Source organism: Enterococcus sp. DIV0724b (assembly GCF_050531475.1).
GTDB lineage: Bacteria > Bacillota > Bacilli > Lactobacillales > Enterococcaceae > Enterococcus_L > Enterococcus_L haemoperoxidus.
On record NZ_CP172890.1, the window covers coordinates 2625697 to 2648897 of the forward strand.

General features: G+C 32.2%; 20 protein-coding genes. All 20 read right to left on the reverse strand.

Going from position 1 to position 23201, the window contains the following annotated elements; all coding sequences use genetic code 11:
• Positions 1–146 precede the first annotated feature (146 nt).
• A complete protein-coding gene (locus IGJ02_RS12090; RefSeq protein WP_430602144.1) occupies positions 147–1586 on the reverse strand; it encodes a lipopolysaccharide biosynthesis protein in 1440 nt (479 codons plus the stop codon).
• Between the two features lie 130 nt (positions 1587–1716).
• Positions 1717–2718 carry a glycosyltransferase family 2 protein gene (locus tag IGJ02_RS12095; RefSeq protein ID WP_430602145.1) on the reverse strand — a complete coding sequence of 334 codons (1002 nt, stop codon included), beginning with the start codon at positions 2716–2718 and terminating at the stop codon, positions 1717–1719.
• The gene (locus IGJ02_RS12100) at positions 2711–3811 is read right to left on the reverse strand and encodes a glycosyltransferase (RefSeq protein ID WP_430602146.1); all 1101 of its coding nucleotides are present in this window, start codon (positions 3809–3811) and stop codon (positions 2711–2713) included. Before IGJ02_RS12100 ends, IGJ02_RS12095 begins: the two co-directional genes overlap by 8 nt.
• A gap of 3 nt (positions 3812–3814) precedes the next feature.
• Positions 3815–4165, reverse strand: a complete 351-nt coding sequence (locus tag IGJ02_RS12105; protein ID WP_430602147.1) for a DUF2304 domain-containing protein — start codon at positions 4163–4165, stop codon at positions 3815–3817.
• Positions 4165–4893 (reverse strand): glycosyltransferase family 2 protein, encoded by a 729-nt coding sequence (locus IGJ02_RS12110; RefSeq protein ID WP_430602148.1) that lies wholly within the window; start codon positions 4891–4893, stop codon positions 4165–4167. Before IGJ02_RS12110 ends, IGJ02_RS12105 begins: the two co-directional genes overlap by 1 nt.
• Before the next feature lie 22 nt (positions 4894–4915).
• Positions 4916–5710: a glycosyltransferase family 2 protein gene (locus tag IGJ02_RS12115; protein WP_430602149.1), complete on the reverse strand. Its 795-nt coding sequence runs from the start codon at positions 5708–5710 to the stop codon at positions 4916–4918.
• 220 nt (positions 5711–5930) lie between these two features.
• Complete coding sequence (locus tag IGJ02_RS12120; protein ID WP_430604112.1) at positions 5931–7184, reverse strand: glycosyltransferase family 4 protein; 1254 nt, start codon at positions 7182–7184, stop codon at positions 5931–5933.
• Positions 7185–7186: 2 nt separating this feature from the next.
• A complete protein-coding gene (locus IGJ02_RS12125; protein WP_430602150.1) occupies positions 7187–8539 on the reverse strand; it encodes a DUF2142 domain-containing protein in 1353 nt (450 codons plus the stop codon).
• Positions 8523–11621, reverse strand: coding sequence for a rhamnan synthesis F family protein (locus IGJ02_RS12130; RefSeq protein ID WP_430602151.1), 3099 nt, complete (start codon positions 11619–11621; stop codon positions 8523–8525). Before IGJ02_RS12130 ends, IGJ02_RS12125 begins: the two co-directional genes overlap by 17 nt.
• A 74-nt stretch (positions 11622–11695) precedes the next feature.
• A complete protein-coding gene (locus IGJ02_RS12135) occupies positions 11696–12928 on the reverse strand; it encodes an ABC transporter ATP-binding protein (protein ID WP_430602152.1) in 1233 nt (410 codons plus the stop codon).
• 1 nt (position 12929) lies between these two features.
• Positions 12930–13730, reverse strand: coding sequence for an ABC transporter permease (locus IGJ02_RS12140; protein ID WP_430602153.1), 801 nt, complete (start codon positions 13728–13730; stop codon positions 12930–12932).
• A 299-nt stretch (positions 13731–14029) separates the two neighbouring features.
• Positions 14030–15199: a nucleotide sugar dehydrogenase gene (locus tag IGJ02_RS12145; protein ID WP_430602154.1), complete on the reverse strand. Its 1170-nt coding sequence runs from the start codon at positions 15197–15199 to the stop codon at positions 14030–14032.
• Positions 15200–15780: 581 nt separating this feature from the next.
• Positions 15781–16614 carry a dTDP-4-dehydrorhamnose reductase gene (gene rfbD / locus IGJ02_RS12150; RefSeq protein ID WP_430602155.1) on the reverse strand — a complete coding sequence of 278 codons (834 nt, stop codon included), beginning with the start codon at positions 16612–16614 and terminating at the stop codon, positions 15781–15783.
• A gap of 77 nt (positions 16615–16691) precedes the next feature.
• Complete coding sequence (gene rfbB / locus IGJ02_RS12155) at positions 16692–17720, reverse strand: dTDP-glucose 4,6-dehydratase (RefSeq protein WP_430602156.1); 1029 nt, start codon at positions 17718–17720, stop codon at positions 16692–16694.
• A gap of 21 nt (positions 17721–17741) precedes the next feature.
• A complete protein-coding gene (gene rfbC / locus IGJ02_RS12160; protein ID WP_430602157.1) occupies positions 17742–18314 on the reverse strand; it encodes a dTDP-4-dehydrorhamnose 3,5-epimerase in 573 nt (190 codons plus the stop codon).
• Between the two features lie 13 nt (positions 18315–18327).
• The gene (rfbA, locus tag IGJ02_RS12165; protein ID WP_430602158.1) at positions 18328–19197 is read right to left on the reverse strand and encodes a glucose-1-phosphate thymidylyltransferase RfbA; all 870 of its coding nucleotides are present in this window, start codon (positions 19195–19197) and stop codon (positions 18328–18330) included.
• A gap of 119 nt (positions 19198–19316) precedes the next feature.
• Positions 19317–20033 carry a glycosyltransferase family 2 protein gene (locus IGJ02_RS12170; RefSeq protein ID WP_430602159.1) on the reverse strand — a complete coding sequence of 239 codons (717 nt, stop codon included), beginning with the start codon at positions 20031–20033 and terminating at the stop codon, positions 19317–19319.
• A complete protein-coding gene (locus tag IGJ02_RS12175; RefSeq protein WP_430602160.1) occupies positions 20034–20867 on the reverse strand; it encodes a glycosyltransferase in 834 nt (277 codons plus the stop codon).
• Entirely contained in the window at positions 20867–21649 is a 783-nt protein-coding gene (locus IGJ02_RS12180; RefSeq protein WP_430602161.1) for a glycosyltransferase family 2 protein, read from the reverse strand. The genes IGJ02_RS12175 and IGJ02_RS12180 overlap by 1 nt, the downstream gene beginning before the upstream one ends.
• A 307-nt stretch (positions 21650–21956) precedes the next feature.
• Complete coding sequence (locus tag IGJ02_RS12185) at positions 21957–23093, reverse strand: glycosyltransferase family 4 protein (protein WP_430602162.1); 1137 nt, start codon at positions 23091–23093, stop codon at positions 21957–21959.
• Positions 23094–23201: the final 108 nt, after the last annotated feature.

Below are 23201 nucleotides of genomic sequence, written 5' to 3' on the forward strand. Positions count from 1 at the left end.
TCTTTTAGACAAGTTTTATCCCATCATAGATATCAATTTAAAAAAAACAAACTACTTATCATGAGTGAAACATAATAATATTCTGTTTCACTCATGAAAATCATTTTATCTAATTACTTTTTATAATTCAGTCAGATAATATTTTATTAATTTTTATTGTTGTTTTCCTTGAACAAACTTTTGATTACCTTAATTTCACCAAAAAAGTACATACAAATAAATACTACAACAAGCCAAACAATTCCTCTTACCAACAAGGTAAAAAATAGATTAGAAAAACTAAGGAAAGGATTTGTAATAAACATTATTATTGCTACTAATATACTCATAAGAGCTGGAATAATAAGTTGTTTCAATGCATCTTGCAGTCTGCCATCTAAAACTTTAGTCATTAATAACCAATAAGACACAATAAAATTAATAAGATTGGCAATACATACAAAAATTGAAACGTAGATAATCGTTCCAAAACTTACTCCCATTATTATACTAGGAATCATTATTAGAATAGAAATAATTCCATTTACTAATAGTTTGTTAGAGTGGTCTCGAGCCATAAATATACTGCTAGTCACTGCATTCAACATCTGAGCCCATAGACTAAACGACAATATAGAAAAAGGAACCACAGCTCCATACCATCTCGAACCAAAAAGGAAAAAGATTATTTCTTGTGCATTTAGCATCATAAAAATTGTTAAAGGAAAAGCAATTAAACTTAAAACGCGAATAATTTTGAAAAAAGTTTCTCTAATTAACTTTACGTTATCTTGGTGTTGGGAAAGTATCGGTTGCAATACTGGCGTTATCACACCCAAGAACACAGTTGTAGGCATTGTAAGTAACTGATAACTTTTTTGATAGTTAGCGATAGGAACAGGACCTAAAAATTTTCCCACTAACAAATTATCTGAATTTCTTGAAAGGTAATTAAAAATAGTGAAGAATAACTGATTTCTTGTAAAAGATTGAATAGATAAAAAAGGTTGAGGGTTTAAACTTTTTGTATATTGAATTTTTACTGCTGAAAAATTTAATATTAGCGAAACAATTGCCGGTACAGCGCTACAAATAACTAAAGCATATATACCCCATCCGGCAAATGCGGCAGTGATACCAAATATTGCTCCAATAAAACTTGAAAAAAACAAGCGTAAATTCAACGCTCGAAAACGCAGGCTTTTATTTAAAATAGCTCTAGGAACCGTATTTATTCCTTCACAAAGGACAACAACCGACATTGACCAAAATAAAGGTTTATACATATCATTATGGTATGCAAGTGCAATTAGATTACCTGAAAAACCAAAAATTATACTTAGAAGAATTGAAAAAAGGATTGTGTAATTAAATAAGATACCATAATCTCTCTCATTCAATTCCTTTTTTTGGATAATAGCTGGTCCTATTCCAGCAGTTACTATCAGTTGAAAAAAAAGCAAATAAACTTGAGCATTTGCAACTATCCCAAATTCCTCTACTGGAATTAATCTTGAAAGAATGATATTTATCAATAATTGAATCAATATAACACTATATTGTCCAATCGCTGTAAATATCATACCTATGCGAAAAGTACTATTCATTTAAAAACCCTTTCCTTCTATATTTCACTTCTTGAATTAATAACCTATCGTAGTTTTTTGATTAGAACATTTCCTTCCATCTAAAGAAACTCACAAAATAGTATCCCTATTTCCTGTGCTTCAGAAATGATCAACGTACAACCCTCTTGACCAACTTTTTGAAGAAAACATCCTTGTCAGGCTGATTCGTTTTATAAGCTTTACTTATAATAAAAATAAAAAAATAATACATTGTCCAAGATAAATAGATGATATTTCGTGGGAAAAAACCTTTTGAATATTGTTTATTTTGTGAGTACAATTTTTTTAGCAAGTCTTTTGATAAAATTGTTTTATCTTCCATACACTTTACAGCCATAAAATCATTTACATTCATAGCTTTCTGATAAAAATGTGTCAGTGCTTCTGGATGACTTTTCTTGAAAAATGAAAGTGTAAGTTCATTCTTTTTGAGAATATCAAAATTTTTCTTATTGATTTTAGAAATCAATGTTGAATTTTCTGTGGTTCTATAATAATAGCACACAGAATCTACTAAAATTATTTCATCGATCTTATCTATTATTTCATAGAAGAAAATACCGTCCTCATATATGATTCCTTCATGAAACTTGACTTCTTCAATTAGCGTACGATGATAAATTTTGCCAGAAGCTGATACAGCATGATAATCTGATGCATATAGTTTTTCTACTAGTGTTAAAAAATCACCTTTTAAAGATGTCTTATTCACTGAAAGATTGTTAGATAATTCTTTAATATTTTTAGTGAATTTACACATAGCAAGCTTTACATTCATTTCATTCACTGCTTTATATAAGATCTCTACATGAGTCGAAGAAATCAAATCATCACTATCCACAAAAATAAAGTATGTACCCTTGGCATGTTGAATACCAACATTTCTTGCACTAGATTGACCCCCATTTTCCTTCACAATCAATTGAGTTTTAAACTCTGGATGAGCCTCACAAAATTCTTGAGCGATTTCTCTAGATTGATCAGTTGATCCATCATCAATCAATAAAATTTCAATGTTTTTGTATGTTTGATTTACAAGGCTCTCTAAGCATTCTAATAAATATTTTTCAACATTGTAAATAGGAACAATAATACTCACTAATTCACTCATGCCTAACTCCTTTCAAGTACTCAATTACTGGACAAAATGTTTTATCAAACGTAAAATTATTTTCCCCATAAAGGTAAATTTCCTGAGAAAGTTGATTTTTGGATTTATCATTCAAAAGTTGCTCATACCAATGGACAATATCAGAAATTTCTATCGGTGTATCGTCACTAGGAACTCTATAATAAAAAGGTAACTTCCGCTCATCTAAATCTGTTGCAACACCGGAAATAATCGGCAACCCTTTAGCAAGATATTCTTTCCCTTTTAAACTACTATTGTACGAAACACCTGAACGATGTCTTGCTAAAGAATCAACACCAATATCAGACGCTTGATAGTAATCTGCAAGCTCAGAAAGTTTTTTTCTTCCTTTTAAATGGATTACATGATCAAGTTGGTAATCTGTGACCATTTTTTGATATTTCTTTAAAACAGGTCCATCTCCTATAAGGGTAAAACTGACTTCTGTTTTCTTTTTGTCATCATCATAATAATTTTTCAACCCTTCAATCAATCGGTCATATCCATGATAAAAACAAAGCGTCGCCACACCCAACAAGTTGATGGATTGATCTACTTTTTTACTATCAAACTTCATCGTTGTAAATTCATATGCATTAGAAATATTGATACATTCAATTCCAAAAATTTCCCGATCATCTGAATAAGTAACTATTCTATCAACGTATTTCGACAATTCTCGTGTCCATATTCGCTCTTTCATCATGATATCAAGTTTTACTAAACCATTAAATTCATTGAGATAAGGATATGTCGGAACTTCAAGAATTATTATTATACTAGGGTTAAGTACTTTCGCTCTTCTTACTAATTTAACTACACTTTTATCTAAAACAGCACCTTTGCGAATATAAACAAAGTCAAAATTTTCCCAGTTTATATTTTTGGTATTAAAGTATTGTTCTGAAAAAAATGGGACTAGATTTCTTAATAAATGGACTATATTCCTTTTCCCATTTATATGTCTAGTCATATGGAAATCATTTTTTTCAAATTCGTTAATTTGCTTATTGATTTTTTCCAAGATCCCATATGCATGAGTCAGATCTTGAGACAAATAAATTCCATTCATAAACTAATCCTCTTCTGTTTCATTCATCTTCTTCTTTAAAAGAGATAATTCTTGTGTTAGTATTCTTAACTGTTTTTCTGTATTAATCAACGTGATTTGCGTAACCAAAGAGAAAAACAGGAGAATTCCTGTTAATAAGAAAAGAGCTAACGATGTTAAAGTAGTGATACCTAACAATTTAGCTACTGCATTTCCTATTGGAGGGAATAACGCACCCACTATCATAACAATACCTAACAACAGCCATTTGTTCATCTGACGAACTTCAGCATGACCTTTTCGTGTCAAATGAACAGTAGAAACAAAAAAAATAATCGCTATCAAAACCGCTAAAATTTGTAATTGAAAAGGCATTAATATTCCTCCTTATCTATTAATGAAGCAATTAATATCGATAATGAAACATTAATCATATAGCTAATTGAATTTACGATGCTAATACTCGATTTCCCTGTTTCTCGCTCAAACATCTTAACTCCGACTTCTTTGATCTTAAACTTATTCGCTATCAAATACATATAACTCTCAGGTTCAGGATATTGGCTTGGGTATCTATCCACAAATTGCTGGATTATTTTTCTATTACCAGCTCGGTATCCGCTAGTTACATCTTTAATATTTACACCTGTCAACACACGAATCAAATTGGATAAAATTTTAATGCCCAGTTGTCTAGCACCAGATGATTTAAATTCTGAATCACTATCTAAAACAAATCTTGAACCTACAGTAAAATCAGCTTGATTTAAAATGATTGGATCGATTAATTTAGATAAAGAATAAATATCATGTTGCCCATCACCATCAAATTGTACAGCAATATCGTACCCTTCATTTAAAGCATATTTGTAGCCCGTTTGAACAGCTCCACCAATGCCTAAATTATAAACAAGCTCGATATGATTGATGTTGTTAGCCTGTAAAACCTCTTCTTCATTGTCGGTGGAACCATCATTAATTACCACATAATCAAGATGGTAAGAGCACGACCGTCTATATTCTTCTACTTTTTTTATTACCTCTACAATTCCATCAGCTTCATTATAAGCTGGAATAATCAATAAAATTTTATTAGTTTTCATTTTACCGTCCCTAAAAAATAAATTAAGTATTATTTGATTTTTGGTTAAAAGTATAGAATTTCATTATGAGCTTTGAAATATTTTTTCCCCAATAACGTTCAAACAATAATTGCTCTTCAACTTCCCTTGTTTTATCAATTGTGTTATTTGTTGTTTCAGAATCTTCATGTATTCGGTGAAACATTAGTCTTTTTGGAATGTACTTAACGTTGCCTTCTTTTTTCATAATTCTTTCCCAGGCATCCCAGTCTAATGTCATCTTCAGTGACTCATCGAATTTAAAGTCTTTCAGCCTTTCCATATTGTACGAAACAGCTGGACAAGAAATAAAATTACCAAAAGCATAAATTCGTCTTTGATACCATTTAAACGGTAATATAGATAACATGTGTAGACCAGCGGTTTTTATATATAAATTAATATTTCTTTTTCTTAAATCCCCTTTGTTGTCTATCTCACTATAATCGGTAAAAACAATATTACACTTTTTATGTTTTTCAAACGTTTGGACCACAAGGTTTCCGTAGTCAGGTATGTATACATCGTCTTGATGTGCAATTGTTGCATAGGTTGTTTCTACAAATGATAAAGCATTATTCCAATCTTTACCAATACCTCCACCTTGGAGAGTAAACATAGGAATATTAAAAGCTTTACATAAATTTTCGATAAAATCATTTGGTGTACTTGTGTACAACTGTACGTGTGATTTTCCAGCTTTTACCAAAGTTTGATTAACACAAGATTCAATACACGCTCTAAGATAAGGAGATTCTCCATAAGCACATATCATAAAGGTATGTTTTAACTTTTCCATATTATTCCTTCCCTTATCACTATTAGCTTTTAAAAATTAATAATACACAGAAAAAAATTAAGTTATCACTTTAGAATACAGAGTGATTCCACTACTGATAACTTAATTGTATTGTACTATTTAAAAATATTATATTCAAGTTTACTTAGGAAACACTTCTTTTGCTAGACTATTAACAGCTAAATGCTGAAGGCTTCAAAAATAATAAAACAATTTCTTCTTATTTACGAAATACTTTATAAATAATTCTTTGTAACTTTTGCCTGACTTTAAATTCTAAACGTGCTAATTTGCTTTTCTTTTCATCTAAAGTAAGTAGGTTACTGATATGTCGAACTGAATTTTCTTGTTTATGATCATTAGTGTCTATTTCTTTAATAATTTCTTTATAAACAACTGATAACTCATAAATATTTTTAGCCTCTGATATAAATTTGAAAGCATCCTTTCGGACCTGTGTAAAGTTGTCTAATGTTGTCTCAATCAACGATGTTAATTCCTCAACATTACCTGTTTTATAAAGTTGTCCAAATTTAAACATTTCGTATGCAGAAGAGTGCCCCGGATTGTCTGATAGTATTACAGGAATACCATTTAATAAGGCTTCAACATAAACTAAACCGAATGTTTCCATTGCAGAAGGAAATACACATAAATCTTGATCTGTTAAGTTCTCCCAAGGATTCTCCATATTTCCTAAAAATGAAATATTTTTTACTCGATTTTTTTTAATATGATCCGTGCATTCTTTTTTGTACTCTTCATCCCATCCACCTATAAAAACGAGTTCTATATCGGAGCGATTCAAATTTTCAAATGCTTGAATCAATTCAAGTTGGTTCTTTCGTTCAGATATCCGTCCTATTGATACAATTCTTTGTTTCTTTCCAGCTTTTGGCTCTATTGTATCAATTTCCGTATACGGAGAAAAAGATTTTATTTTTCTATTAGGAAATAACTCTGCTATTTTTTCACTTAATTGGCCATTGACCGCAAAAATTTCAGTTGAATAATCATCAATAAAATCTAGCTTATTGATATAATAAGCAAATTCATTTTCTGGAAATTCATGGATTAACCAAAAATGAGGTGTTACTTTTAATGCAGCAGCTACTGCTCCTTGAAAAATATTTACAGTGTTACTGATAACAATGTCCACTTTATTCTCTTCAATTACATCAGTGATTTGTTTGATCGTTTCTCTATATGAGTTAGCTCTCTGAGCCTCGGTACCGAATAAATGTCCTGGCGCATCTTCCCACCACCAGCGTTGACTATTTATCAAAATACAGTCAATACCACATTCTGTAAACCTTTTAGAATAATCATTTTCAGTAACTTTTTGCTGTGTTGGGGCGATGTTTATTACTTTGTATCCTTCAAAAGCCAAGAATTTCATTAAATTAAAAATTGATACTTCCGCTCCGTTGTCTAATGTACCTGTTGGTGAAACAAAGAGAATTGTTTTCATAATCATCATCCTATCAATTTTCTTAAATTTATCAACCATTCAGCTTCTTGTAATGGGAACCAATATGTTAAAAGGATTAGGTAAATCATCATAACAAAATTCATGATAATCGTAGTTACAGCAAGCTTGCTTAGACTCTTTTCATTAAAAACAACAGTCATCTTTTCTTTACAACTAATAAAAAGTGGTACAAGATATATTAAAAACGGTGTAAAGTATCTTCCTTGCGCTCCTTGAGATATCAATGCATCGTCTCCCAATACAAGAGGCGTCCAAGCGAAATACATACCACCTATAATAACAATTGCTTGAAAAGGTAACATTCCACCAGACAATACCCCGAAACTTTTATTTAATTTATATGGTTCATTCTTCATTAATAGAATTGTTAACACAGCAATATCAATAAAGATCAACCACATAGGAATTTGAAAATCAAATATTCCTAAATAACCAAACATCCCGGTTGTTAAATACGTATTTAAATGAGGATTTAAGTTATTATCTAAAACGGTATTCAGCATTACTTGTGCAAAATTTGTTATTCCGCCTTTATCTTTGAAGTAAAAAACTGAAAACGTCATTAAAAATCCTAAAACAAAAACTATTAGAATATATTTATATTTTTCAATCAATCTTTCACAGTTTTCAATCCAGACATTCGTCTTACCAAATCTGTCTGGGAGTCTCAAGCTTAAAGTCAACAATAAAGCTACTAAGAATAGATTATTGATCTTAGTTATATATAATCCTAATGTAGCAAGCATCAAAAAAATTATATATTTTTTCGTAAGTAATTTTTCTACTGATAAATTACTTAAAATTGCGAAGAAACCTGTTACTGCAACAAAATTCATAACATCATACGAAAGAGATGAACTCTGTTGAATCATTATCGGTAAAAGAGATATAAACATTAATGCTGTTTTTCCATACTTTAGATATTTTATAATAAAATACATCATCAAAATATAAAATATAGCGTTGAATATGCGCCCTAAGGTAATCATAATTCCTACTGAAGGATAAATGATCTTTCCTAACGACATACCTAATAACTGCGGTAATTGCATTATTCTTTTTGGTGGCAGGGAAAGCTTAACTTTCTCATTGCTAAAATCTAATTTATTAGTGAATAATTGATAATATTCTTCTATATCAATTTCTCCTTTAGTACTATCGATTTTTTGCCATTGAAAGCTCTTATCAGTCTTCTCATATAAAATTCCCCAAGCCATTCTAGCATGGCTCGCCTCATCTGGAACTCTAGCTATTGGCATCAAAAAAATACTTAAACTAATAAATACAGAAGCCCATAGTAAAAATATTTTTTCTGGTTTTTCAAATTTTTTTTTCATTAATATACCCTACTAACTCATCTATTTTATGATTGGTTGTGCAATGCTCCAAAACGTATTTATACGCTTTTCCAGCGATTTCTTTCCTCATATCTTTGGATTGAATCAGCGATTCCAACTTAACATACCACTCATCATCAGAAACAAGGATCCCTGTTTCATTATCAATAATCATTTCTTTAAATGCACCAATATCACTAGCAACTGTCGGTACTTTCACAAGTGCCGCTTCAAGCCACTTTATTTCAGATTTTGCTTCATTAAAAATAGAATTTACTAAAGGCGCTATATTGATATCGACTTCACTAATTAAATTAGGCAACTTTTGCCATGACACATATGGATGAGTTTTTATTCTGTTAGTAAAAGGTTTCATTTCAGTTGGAAGATCTAAATGCCCAACCAAATGAAGTTCTAGATTATCATATTTTTCTAGTAATTTTATGATAGCATCCTTCACCAAATCAAAGTTTTCATTATGTGTAATCGATCCAGAAAAATAGCCTATTTTCACTTTTCCATCTAAATTATCATAATTTTTCATTGCATCTTTACTCAGTTGAACTAATTCCATATTCGCTAAATTTCTGTTTAGTAAAACTAAATCTTTATAGTTGAAAAGTTCACTTTGCATTTTTTGAGTTGATGTAACTACCCCATCACACAGCTTCAGCATTTCTCCATAACTAATCACACCATTATCGTAGTTTTGTTTTTCAGACGCTGGTAGATTCTTAACGTAGGTCAATTGATTGGTGTATTTTGTATCAATCACTAAATCATCTATATCATATAAAATTACTTTATTGTATTTTCGAGCCAATTGAATCAGCTCCACCAACTTATAGTCCAACGGCGCACGATAAATGATTATATGACTTGCGTGTTCCGCATACCCCATTTGAAAAGAAGATAGATTTATACTCCAAACATCATAACCAAGCGATTCTAATTGTTCCATTTTATTCTGCACTCGATATTTAGTTAATTGAGGAATAGCATTCTCTACACCATCAATAATCAATATATGTTCTTTTACTTTTTTGGTCTTCACATCTTCCATGATTTGCTCGATAATTTCTATCGGGTAATCTGTTTCAGTTCTTATATATTCTATCAATTCAGGGATTTCTGTCTCTCTAAGTAACCCTTGCCATGCAAACTTATCATTGTTATAGTTCGAGAAAGCCGTATATTTTATTAATGGTACACCTTCTTTTACCATTTTTAAAGGATGAATATACATTGGGCTATCCTCATTATTTTCATTAAGCGCCCCATGTTTAAATCCTAGCTCTTCAAAATGCTTCGTAAAGACTGTTTCGTGCTTACCTATTGCTTTATTCCTTGAATCGGTATCATCTAAATCTGTCCAATAGTCATAAAATCCTTGGTACGTTAATAATGTTTTCTCAATAATTAGGAAATAAGATTGTAAGTGAATAGGAATAAAGCCATATTTGTTGTATTGAGTGAAATCATTTTGTTCTTCTCCATATGAAATTCCCCAAAAATCTAATTTTCTTTTTGCCATTTTAGAAAAAGCAGATAATATATCCCCAATTGGTCCAACATTCGTATCATTAACTAATAGTAGTTCATCATATTTGCTCAATTGTTCTTTTCCAAAATAGTTTATACCATACCTAAACGCAGCAGTATCATATCCCTGATTGCTTCTTAATTCCACATGTCCTATTTCTGAAAGCTCTAAAATATCTTCATCTGGTAAACTACCATTGACAACAATTAAAACATTATCCACAAATTTTGCGAGTGCTTTCAAGAAAAACAGCTTGTACTCTTGAAGTTTTTCTTGATCTTCATAAATCACAAAAATTAAGACCCTACTAGGTTGATCATAATTATTTTTCTTTCTCTGAGTATCTCTTACAATTTTTAGATAAACTGTTCTTACACTTGGAAACTGTTTGAGCTTTCTAGATATCATTCGATTGATTTTACGAAGTCCTTTACCAATTAATCGAGGATTTTTGATAATCCTCCCCCCTATGCTAAGTGGTTTGACTACGAGATTTCCAATTCGAAAGGATCTAGAATTCAAGATTTGATTTTTTTCTACTTCTAGTATTGATATCATATTGTTTAAATGCTGATTATCGCTTGATAACTCAATATTTTCAGTGACTACTTTGGCATTTTCATTTATCAATCTTGTATTTTCAATAGTCGCTTCTTCTTCTGTTTTTATCCTTACACTGATTTCTTCTTTTAATGTTTCGATTTGCTCAGCGAGTTGAGTTAAATCATGTTCTTGATTATGAACATGTTTAGTAACACCTTCCATATGCTTTATAAGATCAGTTATTCTACTCGCTAAGATCAAAATATTATTTTTGACTGCTTCCATAATCTCTAAAGGAAATTTTTGAACATATTTACTCAATATATACAAGTAAACTTCGAAATAAAAAGTTTCAGATAAATGATTATCTTTTCTGGAAATTGAATCATTTAGCACTCTATAATTTAATTTCGTATCATGGCATTTTTTGGGTATCGCGCCATTCATTAAAATTAAGTTCATGATAAAATCATAATCAACTAGTTTTTTACGATTAAGCTCTAAATCATACCTGCTATCTTTAATTTTCGACATTCGAATTAAAGAACAATTATCAATATAATTCGATGTTAAATAGGACTCTAAATCGAATTCTTTTGCTTCCATAAACACATTATTTGCATCTACATCAAATAAGTCTGTGTAAATGATATCTGATTGATTGTTTTGCGCAGTAAAAATCAATTTTTCAACATAGTCATTATCAAGGTAATTGTCACTGTCAACAAATAAAACAAATTCTCCATTTGCCCATTTTAATCCTTGATTTCTAACAATACAAATACCCGCATTGTCTTGAGAGACAAACTCTGTTTTTTTATAGGGCGAGCTTGGCAACATATTCGCAATAATGTTACTAGAATCGTCCGTTGAACCGTCGTTTATAATTAATAATTCGATATTGCTGTACGTCTGAGAAAAAACACTTTCTAGGCACTGTGCAATATACTTTTCATGATTATAGCAGGTTATAATAATAGATACTAAATCTTTCAATGTCCACTTCACCTTTACCTAATTTTTATAATACGTTCAAAATAAGGTTCTAAAGACGCATCAACATTAAGCGTCTAATTTTCTTGCATCCAAGAACCATTTCTTTTTAATATTCCACTACTGGAAATCAGCTCACTTTTACTCATGTTGTCTTTTTTAGCAACAATGATCACTGGTGAGTTCTCTTTATCTGCAAAAGCACACGGCTCATCCCCATCATTACGAATAGAAACATTTAGTTTTATAGTACAGCCGTTAATACTATTTAAATTACATTTGTAGCGGAATTTTTTCTTACCTTTACCAGATGTCATTGCATCATAAGAATTATCGTTATATATCCAAACATTCTTATCGATATCGATCATCGAAAACGCGACATATGTTTTCATATTTTCAACAACATCATAAGAAACCATAAACTCAACCAAAGAATTATCATTGTCAATAATTGTATCTGAAAGTAATTCTACCTCTAAATTTTCGATCATTGTTTTTTCTTCTTTTTTTTCAGTTTCTTGTTCTTCGTTGTCAGCACCTTCAATTACAGTTGCTGCACCAGTATCCAAAACGTTAGATAATGAATATTGATTTGCCACATCTTCTGGCGTTCCAATGATTTTTACCTCGCCCTTATCAATCATCATAGCTTTATTGCAATATTTTCGAACCGCATCCATCGAATGTGTCACTAAGATAATCGTCTTTTTATCTTCTCTTGCTTGCATAAAATAGTCGTTACATTTACGCTGAAATGCTTCGTCTCCCACTGCTAAAACTTCATCTAGCACCAAAATATCGCTTTTTGATTGAATGGCTACAGAAAAGGCTAGCCGAACTTGCATTCCACTTGAATAATTTTTTAATTTTTGATTCATAAAATCTGATAGTTCAGCGAATTCTACAATATCATCATACATGTCATCAATTTCAGCAGTTGAAAAACCTAGTAATGCTCCATTTAAGTAGACATTTTCTTTTCCAGACAACTCTGAATTAAAACCTACTCCTAATTCAATAAATGAAACTAGTTTTCCGTTAATATCAACTGTTCCTTGTTCAGGTACATAGATTTGAGAAATGATTTTCAATAATGTAGATTTACCACTCCCATTTCGTCCAACAATCCCAAAAAAGTCTCCTTTTTCAACTTCAAATGAAATATCTCTGAGGACTTTTTGTTCTCTATATCCTTTGATACCTTGAAAATAATTAACAATCGTACGCTTTAGACTAGTTGTGTTTTCTGTTGGAAGTCTAAAGCTTTTGCTAATACCATCTACTTTTACTGCAATGTCATTTTTCATATTAAAGAATCTCCGCAAATTTCTTAGAATTTTTATTAAAAACCAAAAACCCAACAATTAATACGATGAAAGGTATAACGTATGGAATGAGCATGATAAATTTATTATCAATCAACTGCCACACAGTTACGTTGACAGGGCTTGTGAACCAATACCGCATATCTTGGATCATCTGAGCCATAGGATTAAGTAACAATATCTTAGCAATCCTAATATCTGCTCTTTCGATAATCAATGTTACTGGATAAATAATCGGAGTCATATATAAGCCTATTTGTAAAAGAACTTCCCAAATTGGACCAATGTCTCTAAACCTTACATATATCGTAGCTAAGATAAATGCAATACCTAAAGAGAAGGCATATAATTCAATGAAAAGAAGCGGCGCTAAAAATCCAAATACAGATAGATCAACTTGATTGATCAACCCAAAAATAAATACTATTACTAGACTGATCATCAAATTGATAAAAGCGTTAATAGAAACAGAAACGACAATGATATATGTTGGGAAATTAAGCTTTCTCAGTAAATCACCTCTATTAACAATCGATACCATCCCTAAGTTAGTGGTTTCATTGAAAAATCCCCATAATACTTGGCCCAATAATAATGCTACCGCAAAATGTGGAACATCGTCACCAAATCGCAGAAAATAAATAAACACAATATACATTACGGCAAACAACATTATTGGTTTTAACACTGACCACAAATACCCAATAACACTGCCTTGATATCTTAATTTAAAATCAGTTTTGACTAATTCTTTTAATAATATTCTATTCTTTTTTTCAAACATTAATAAATTCTCCCTCAGTTGTCACTTTTTTAAATGATAATACTAATAGCTTTAGTAGTCTTGTCATCATCCCTAAAAAAGTACTAATTGAACATCTAAACACGTATTTGTATGTTTAATAGTTAACGATTACTTCATTTAATTTGAACGTTCCAGCCATCAAGAAAAAATCAACAATCTATTTATTATACTAAATTTTTATAGTCTAAGCTACTATTTAAATAACTTTCTCAATTCTCTAACTATTGTCAACACAACCAAAAGGCACTTTCTTTTGATTGTGTTCATTGGAATTTTTATCAATCTCTTTTGAATATATCCCGAGTATAGACTTTTTCACTTACATCAGCTAAATCATCTTCCATGCGATTTGTGACAATCACATCTGATAATTCTTTAAATGATTGTAAATCTTTTACGACTTCTGAATTATAAAACGTTTCTTCTGTTAATGTCGGTTCAAATACCACCACAGTAACTCCTTTTGCTTTCAAACGCTTCATAATCCCTTGGATAGATGAGTATCTAAAGTTATCTGAATCAGCTTTCATTGTTAGTCTGTAAATGCCAACGGTTTTAGGGTGTTTAGCCAAAATTTGTTCGGCAATAAAATCTTTTCTTGTTTTATTTGCCTCTACGATTGCACTAATTATATCATTCGGTACTTTGTCATAATTAGCTCGCAATTGTTTAGTATCTTTTGGTAAACAATAGCCTCCATAACCAAAAGAAGGATTATTGTAATGAGACCCAATTCTTGGATCTAACCCAACACCTTCAATTATCTGCTTAGAATCCAATCCTCTTGACTCAGCGTACGTATCTAACTCATTAAAATAAGCAACGCGCAGAGCTAAGTAAGTATTAGAAAATAATTTTATCGCTTCAGCTTCTGTCGCATGAGTCAATAAAATAGGAGATGTCTTATCTACAGTATTATTTAAAAAGATATCTGCAATTTCTCGTCCTCTATCGGAACATTCTCCCACAACGATTCTTGAAGGATAAAGGTTATCATACAAAGCTTGACCTTCTCTCAAAAACTCTGGTGAGAAAATAATATTCTCTGTTTGATACTTCTCTCTCAAGGAATCTGTATAGCCAACTGGGACTGTAGATTTGATAATGAATACAGCATCTTTTCTAATCGACAATGCACGTTCAATAACATTTTCTACTGTTGACGTGTTGAAGTAATTTTTCTGTTCATCATAATCGGTCGGTGTAGAAATAATCATATAATCTGCAAATAATACAGCATCCTCAAAATCATTGGTAAACTCTAGATTCAAATCTGTTCGATCCAAGAAACGTTTAATTTCATCATCTTCTAAAGGTGATATACCTTTTTTTAATCCTTCAACTTTATCCGTTACGATATCGTATGCCTTAACTTTTTCTTGCTGGCTCAATAGTAACGCATTTGCTAATCCTACATATCCTAATCCAAAAACAGAAATTTTTTTCATCGTATTCCCTCTTTTCTTGTATAAATTTTTCGTAGTAAACTATTTCCAACAATGAAAATTGGTTTCTCTATTAAAAATTTTTCTGAACTTTTAAGCGCTTTTCACTAAATCATTGAGATTTAAATAATTCATCTGTCACTCCTAGTGCCACTTATCCTTTGGTTCCATTCTATAAACGCAACCAGGTGCCTCTGCTTCTGCCCCTTTTTAGCCCAAACTAAACTTGAAATAGGAGTGTGATAATAGAACATCATATTTTTTCAACTAACTCACCTGTTAAACAAATCTGAATTACTATGGTTGCTAGCTATTTCCACTAGCATATGTTGAACACAGTTAGATTGAGAGCTTTATTGTTTATCCAAGCAATTGTATTGCAATTGATAGAAATTAAACCCAGATTGCTTTGTCTATCTTAGTTACTCTTAAGATTTTAGCTATCTAATTTGTATACCTTGAGCCATTTACCATCTGTGAATCGTTCCTACTGACATTCACACAAAAAATATGTTTAAATTTATAAACTACATTAGTGATTGCTACTAATATAAAAATTAGTAACAATCACTAAAATAATTCTTTTATTTGTTTAACATTCTTGCCAAAGCATCTTGCCATGTGGGAATATCAAAACCTAATTCTTTCGCTTTACTCAAATCCATTACTGAATACTGTGGACGTTTTGCCTTTTGAGGAAATTTACTAGAATCTACAGGAAGTACTTCAACCTCTTTATCTTTTAAAATTTCTTTAGCAAATTCGTACCAGCTGCAGCTATTGTCATTTGATAAATGATATGTGCCATAAGATGCTTTATTATCAATAACAAATGCCATAAACTCTGCAAGTGTGCGTGTCCATGTTGGTCGTCCAAATTGATCATTCACAACAGTTAATTGATCGCGTGTTTCTGCTAATTTTTGCATTGTAAAGACAAAGTTATGTCCATATTGTCCAAAAACCCAAGAAGTACGAACAATGTAGTAATTATCTAATGTTTCTTCTACAATTTTTTCGCCCAATAGTTTCGTACGTCCATATTCATTTTGAGGGTTTGGCTGGTCATCTACCTTATAGACACCATCTTTTTTGGTCCCGTCGAAAACGTAGTCAGTACTGATATAAACAAGTGTTGCTCCAACAGCTTTTGCTGCTTCTGCTACATTTTTTGTACCTTCTACATTGATTTTTTCGTCTAGTTCTTTGCCTTCATCTTCAGCTTTATCCACTGCAGTATAAGCAGCACAATGATAAATAACAGTTGGTTTCAACTCTTTTATAATTTTCATTGTTTGTTCTGCATCAATGATATTCATTTCACTAGAATCAGTTGAAACATACTCTACTTTTCGTTCATCTAATAAATGACGTAGCTCTGTTCCTAGCTGACCATTCCCGCCTGTTAATAAAATCATCGTCTCTCTCCTTTTGAAAAAGGTAGGAAAATTCCTACCTTACAAGTTATTATTAATATGACTGTCCATTATAGCGACTACTGACCGTTTTTAGCATAATTTGCTTCTACGGCTTCTTTATCAGCTTTCCACCATTCTTCATTATCTGAATACCATTTAATCGTGTCCGCTAATCCATCACGGAAATCAGTAAATTCGGGTGTCCAGCCAAGCTCTTCACGTAATTTTGTAGAATCGATTGCGTAACGTAAATCATGTCCTGGACGATCATTGACATGTTCGTATGCATCTTTAGGTTGACCCATCAATTCTAAGATCAATTCCATTACTTCTTTATTGTCTTCTTCACCATCAGCGCCAATCAAATATGTTTCTCCTAGGCGTCCTTTTGTTAGAATAGCCCATACAGCTGATGAATGATCATTTGTATGAATCCAGTCACGAACATTTTTACCAGCACCATATAACTTAGGAGTAATACCACTTAATATATTTGTGATTTGTCTAGGAATAAACTTTTCGATATGTTGATAAGGTCCATAGTTGTTAGAACAATTAGAAATTGTCGCTTTCAAACCAAATGAACGACCCCAAGCTTTTACTAATAAATCAGAGCCAGCTTTTGTTGAAGAGTATGGACTTGATGGATTATAAGGAGTGTCTGCAGTAAACTTTTCTCCTACCCCTTCGCCATGTCCTGGTAAATCTTCACGTAAAGGTAAATCACCATAAACTTCGTCTGTTGAAACATGATGATAGCGTACATCGTTTTTACGACATGCTTCGATTAGTGTATAGGTTCCAATGATATTTGTTTGAACAAAAGGAAACGGATCATTCAACGAGTTATCATTGTGAGATTCCGCTGCGTAATGAACGACCGCATCTGTATTTTTAACCAAACGATCTACTAACTCAGCATCAGCGATATCACCAACAACCAATTCAACACGATCAGCTGGCAATCCCTCAAGATTTTTTTTATTTCCTGCATAGGTCAATTTATCTAAAACTGTAACATGAACTTCTGGATGGTTGTTCACTACATAATGAACAAAATTTGACCCGATGAATCCAGCTCCACCAGTAACAATGATATTTTTCATCTTTAAGATCTCTCCTAATTTTTAAATTTCACCATAAACAAATGGATTTTTTGATTCAAATTCCTTTAGTGTTGGATGATTTTTATCCTTCTCAGATGTGATAGCTTTTTGAATATCAATCGGCCAAGCAATCGCTAAGTCAGGATCATCAAACGCAATCCCGCCATCAGAAGGAGCGTTATAGTAATTATCGCATTTATACATAAAATTAACATTTGGCGTTAGTGTAACAAAACCGTGTGCATATCCTTTGGGAACTAACAATTGACGATGGTTGTGTTCAGATAAAATATACCCTTCCCATTGTCCGTAGGTTGGACTGCCTTTGCGAATATCCACAATCACATCTAATACAGCCCCCGTTACAACGCGAATAAGTTTAGTTTGCGCAAACTCGCCTTTTTGAAAATGAAGGCCCCGCAATACACCTGCTTCGCTTGAAAGAGAATGATTATCTTGTACAAAATCAAAATCTAACCCATGCTCAGCAAATTTTTCTTTAGAATAACTTTCAGTAAAAAAACCACGATGATCGCCAAACACGTCCATCTCTATGATTTTTACATCTTGTAGTTTTGTATTTAACACTTTCATTTTCTATTCGCTCCTACTCTGTTTCTGCTAAACGCAATAAATATTGTCCATAGCCATTTTTCTTCAATGGTTGTGCTAGAGCAATCAATTGATCTCTTGTGATATACTTCATGCGGTAGGCGATCTCTTCTAAACAAGCAACCTTTAAGTTTTGACGTTTTTCAATAGTCTCAATAAAAGTTGATGCTTCTAACAATGATTCATGGGTGCCAGTATCTAACCACGCAAATCCTCTTCCCATTACTTCAACTGATAATTTATTTTTTTCTAAGTAAACTTTGTTGACATCCGTTATTTCCAGTTCTCCACGATCAGACGGTTTAATATTTTTAGCAATTTCAACAACCTCATTGTCATAGAAATACAACCCTGTCACAGCGTAGTTTGATTTTGGTTTTTCTGGTTTTTCTTCAATTGAAAGAGCCTGCATTTGTTCGTCAAACTCAACTACGCCAAAGCGTTCAGGATCATTCACATGATAACCAAAAACTGTTGCACCTTGATCTTTAGCCGCTGCACGCTGCAATAAACCTGACAAACCGCCACCATAATAAATATTATCTCCTAAAACAAGACACACGCTATCATCACCGATAAACTCTTCACCAATGATAAATGCTTGCGCCAATCCATCTGGACTTTCTTGAACAGCATATTCAATATGGATTCCAAGATCTTTTCCGTCACCAAACAAACTTTCAAATCGTGGTGTATCATCTGGTGTAGAGATAATCATAATATCTTTGATTCCTGCTAACATTAATGTAGACATTGGATAATAGATCATTGGTTTGTCATAAATTGGCATTAATTGTTTTGATGTGGCTTTTGTTAAGGGGTACAATCTAGTCCCACTACCGCCTGCTAAAATTATTCCTTTCATTGGAAAACTCCTTTAAATTATTTATTTCGTTTAATTGCTTACGCCATTTAACATTATCGCACTATCACAGAAACTTGTCATGCTTTTTAAGGTTATTTTACAAAACTGTAAAATATCTCTCATTTTACTTTCAGTATTTTTCGTCGTATGAGAGCTCTAATTAGCGCTATTCGCCACTTTAACTGTTGAAAGCGACTAGCCTTTGTATCAATTTCACTTGCATTACTAGCGTGCCTACGATACAGCGTAAGCTTTTGCGGAATCAGCCCACTCTTATTCTTAGTCTCAGCAATCAGTCCAAACCACATGTCGTGCATGGGAATTTGGGCTGGTATCGGTAATATATCATTCTTCAAAACTGAACGAAAGGCCATTCCAGCACCGATATATTTATTTTTCACGATATTATGAAAAAGACCCAGTTTAACATTTCGATACTCAAAATAAGACGGTTCAATCTCTTTCAAATGTTCATCCACGATGACTAAATCACTAATCACCAAATACTTCTCAGGATGATTTTGAAAAAACTTTAGCGTCGTTTGAACTTTCTCCGGCAACCAAACGTCATCTTGATCTGCTAAAAAAATAAAATCGCCTTGACTTTGATTGATAGCAAATTCAAAATTAGCAATCACACCTTTACCGGGACCTTGAAAAAATCTTATTCGCCGATCTTGCTCAGCATAACGTTTGATTATAGCTAATGTCGTATCTTTAGATCCGTCGTCTGATATAATCAACTCGTCAGAAACAGCTAATTGCGGCAAAATACTATCAAGTTGCTCTTCTATAAATTTTTCTCCATTATATGTAGCAATACAAACTGAGATCATTCATTTTCCTTTCATTAGCGATCGATACTCTGAAAATGTCCGCCGCCAAATCTTACGATCTTTGACTCGTAAAAATTGTTTGACCGTTCTTAACAGCAGATGTTTTCTGTGACTATAAAATTTATCTTGATCGTATTTTTGATAAAACAACGTTTCGCTTCGAATAATCGATTCGTATCGTCTACTGCTGACTGTTTTGTAGTCCAATACGGATAAATCGTGTATTAGGTGATGATCTAGAACATTAATATTTTTATTTAATTCATGGATTTTCCAAAAAAGCCAATGATCTAAAAAATCTAAAGGAAAATCATCATTAAAAGAGCCAATGTTGGTTAATGTAGTCTTTGGTAAAATTGTTCCAGAATTAATACTCATGATCCGATCAGAATAAATTCCGACTTCAGGAAATTTAGATTTTCGGCCAACGTATTCATCAGAATACAATGGTGATATTTGTCTGCCGTGTGAACTAATAATCGGAACATATGCGCCAATTTTTTCTTCTAGTTTTAAGTCCAAAACAGTGTCCAAATACATCTTATCCAGCTGGGTATCTTGATCTAAGAGCAATAGCAAATCTCCCTCGATTTTCTTAAGATATTCAGCCCCAGCGTTATACGCCTTAGCCAATCCAGGGTTCTTTTCATCATGGATATAACACACATTTTCTAGATAAAACACTTCATCTTCTTGGGCATTTTCACTATTATCATAAACAAATAGATAAACCGTTTTTTTTTCTATTAGCATTTTTTTTAGATAGTCATAACTTGGTGTTTTCGAGAATTCAGTTTGATATAAAACGATAGTGATCACCATCTTATTTTCCACTAGAAAAACCTCCAACCCCATTTATTAAAAAATTTGAACATTGATTGTAAAAATATTTTAAATAGTTCCTTGTTCTTATGTGCCCCTTTTTCATATAAATGAATGACCGTTTCAAAAGGTGTGTATAAAATTTTATAGCCAGCTTGTCCAAATTCTAAGCAAAGATCATTATCTTCAAAATACATGAAGAATCGCTCATCAAAACCGCCAACTTGCTTAAATTTATCAACATCGATAATCATAAAACAGCCCGATCCCATTTTGATATATGATGTTTGATCATCTGGTAAGTCTCGGCATTCATAATAGCTCAAACGTTTATCAAACAACTTTTTGATTGCCTGAAAAGGAACAAAGCGTAACATATAATCAAATACATCTAATTTTTGACGAACCAAATATTGGGTCGTTCCGTCTGAATTCAATACCTTAGGACAAACGGCTGCTAATTGATCGTTTTCTTTCATACGTTGAATCATCTCATCTAATGCATGCTTTTTAAGTAAAACGTCAGGATTAAATATGACGGCATAACGGGTAGTAACTTTTTTTAGTACTTCGTTATGTCCATATCCAAAACCTTTGTTTGACTCAGCCTTATGTAAGGAAATAAAGGTGCCATAGCTTTGAAGTTTATCTATATAACTTTGGTCAGAAGCATTGTCAAATATATGTACATCATAGCTTGATTCCAAACCTAATTCTTTTTTTAAATTATCAAGCACATCAAAAATATGACGGCTATTGTGAGTAACAATGGAAATCGTTATTCGATCATCCATATTTTTGCACCTCGTTTATAAGCCAATAATTTTCTAACTCAACCCATCTTTCTATAAGTCGAAATAGAAACTGCTTCTGTTTTTTATGTAACTATACTCATTATTTCATTAAAATTTAGCAATGTGCGGTAAAAAAGTAACAATCTCTTGGAACTAAGCTGAAATTCACAAAAATTAGAAAGCAATTTTCGTGAATTTCTTCTTACTTTTCTCGAAGCTAAACACTGTCGTCATAGCCTCCAACATATCACTCAATCAACAAATTATACCACAGCTTAAAATCTCAGCAAAGATGCCTATCAATTTTTTACTTTTTCTTAGAATGTTTCCCTAATCTTTTTTCTAGTTGCTGTTGTCGAAATTCGCGATTTCCAAATATACGTAAGATATACATCAGCGGTTGATGGTTTTCACCCACCAGTCCAATCATTTCTATAAATAACTCTAACCCAATCGCGCTAAAAACAATCAATAAAATCGACGCAACATTACTTGCATAGCTAAATAGCAACGCTACGAACGAAAAGACCAATGCTAAACCATAAATTGTCATCACAGCACCTTTATGAGTAAAACCAAGTGACAACAAACGATGATGTAAGTGCATTTTATCTGCTGATGAAATCGGTCGCTTATTCATTAAGCGGCGAATAATCGCATAAACAGTATCTGTGATTGGTACACCTAAAATAATCATGGGGGTGATTACCGTGATAAACGTTGCATTTTTTAACCCTTGCAAAGACATAACTGCAATCATAAACCCTAAAAATAAAGCGCCCGTATCTCCTAGAAAAACTTTAGCTGGATAAAAATTATACGGAAAAAATCCTGCAATACTTGCAACCAAAACAAAAATCACAATAGGAATATAGACAGTTTTAGCATGAAGAAAAAAGTAACCGATAACTCCGATTGTTGTTAAACTAATAATCGAAACCCCTGAAGCGAGTCCATCTAAACCATCAATCAAATTAACCGCATTTGTAATGGCAAATATCCAAAACAACGTCAAAGGTAAACTAAACCAACGCAAATCTATGTGCCCTAATAAAGGTAATGTGACAGCGTCAATTCGAATCTCAGCCACAAAATAGATGACTAATGCACCAAGCAAAATCCCCAGCGTTTTTTTCTTCGGAGACAATTCATAAATATCATCTATCAACCCCGTTGCAACAACGATTCCTGCCCCTAAAATGATCGGCCAGATATAATTGAACGGTATAATCGACTGAAACATAACCAAGCAAGAAAATGAAAAAACAAAATAAATCCCTAACCCGCCAGCCGTTGGCATATTTTTAGTATTTATCCTTCTTTCACCTGGAGCATCATATGCTCCTATTCTAAACGCCAGCAATTTAACGATTGGCGTTGTAATCAACGATAAAATAAACGTCAGAAATAGACGGATAACAATTTCATAAATAAACATCGACATGATGAACCTACTTTCTTAATGTACATCGTATATTATACCGAATCATTCCACATTTACAAGTTGGAACAGGTGTTTCCACTAGATATGAAAACTAAACCTAAGACTCGG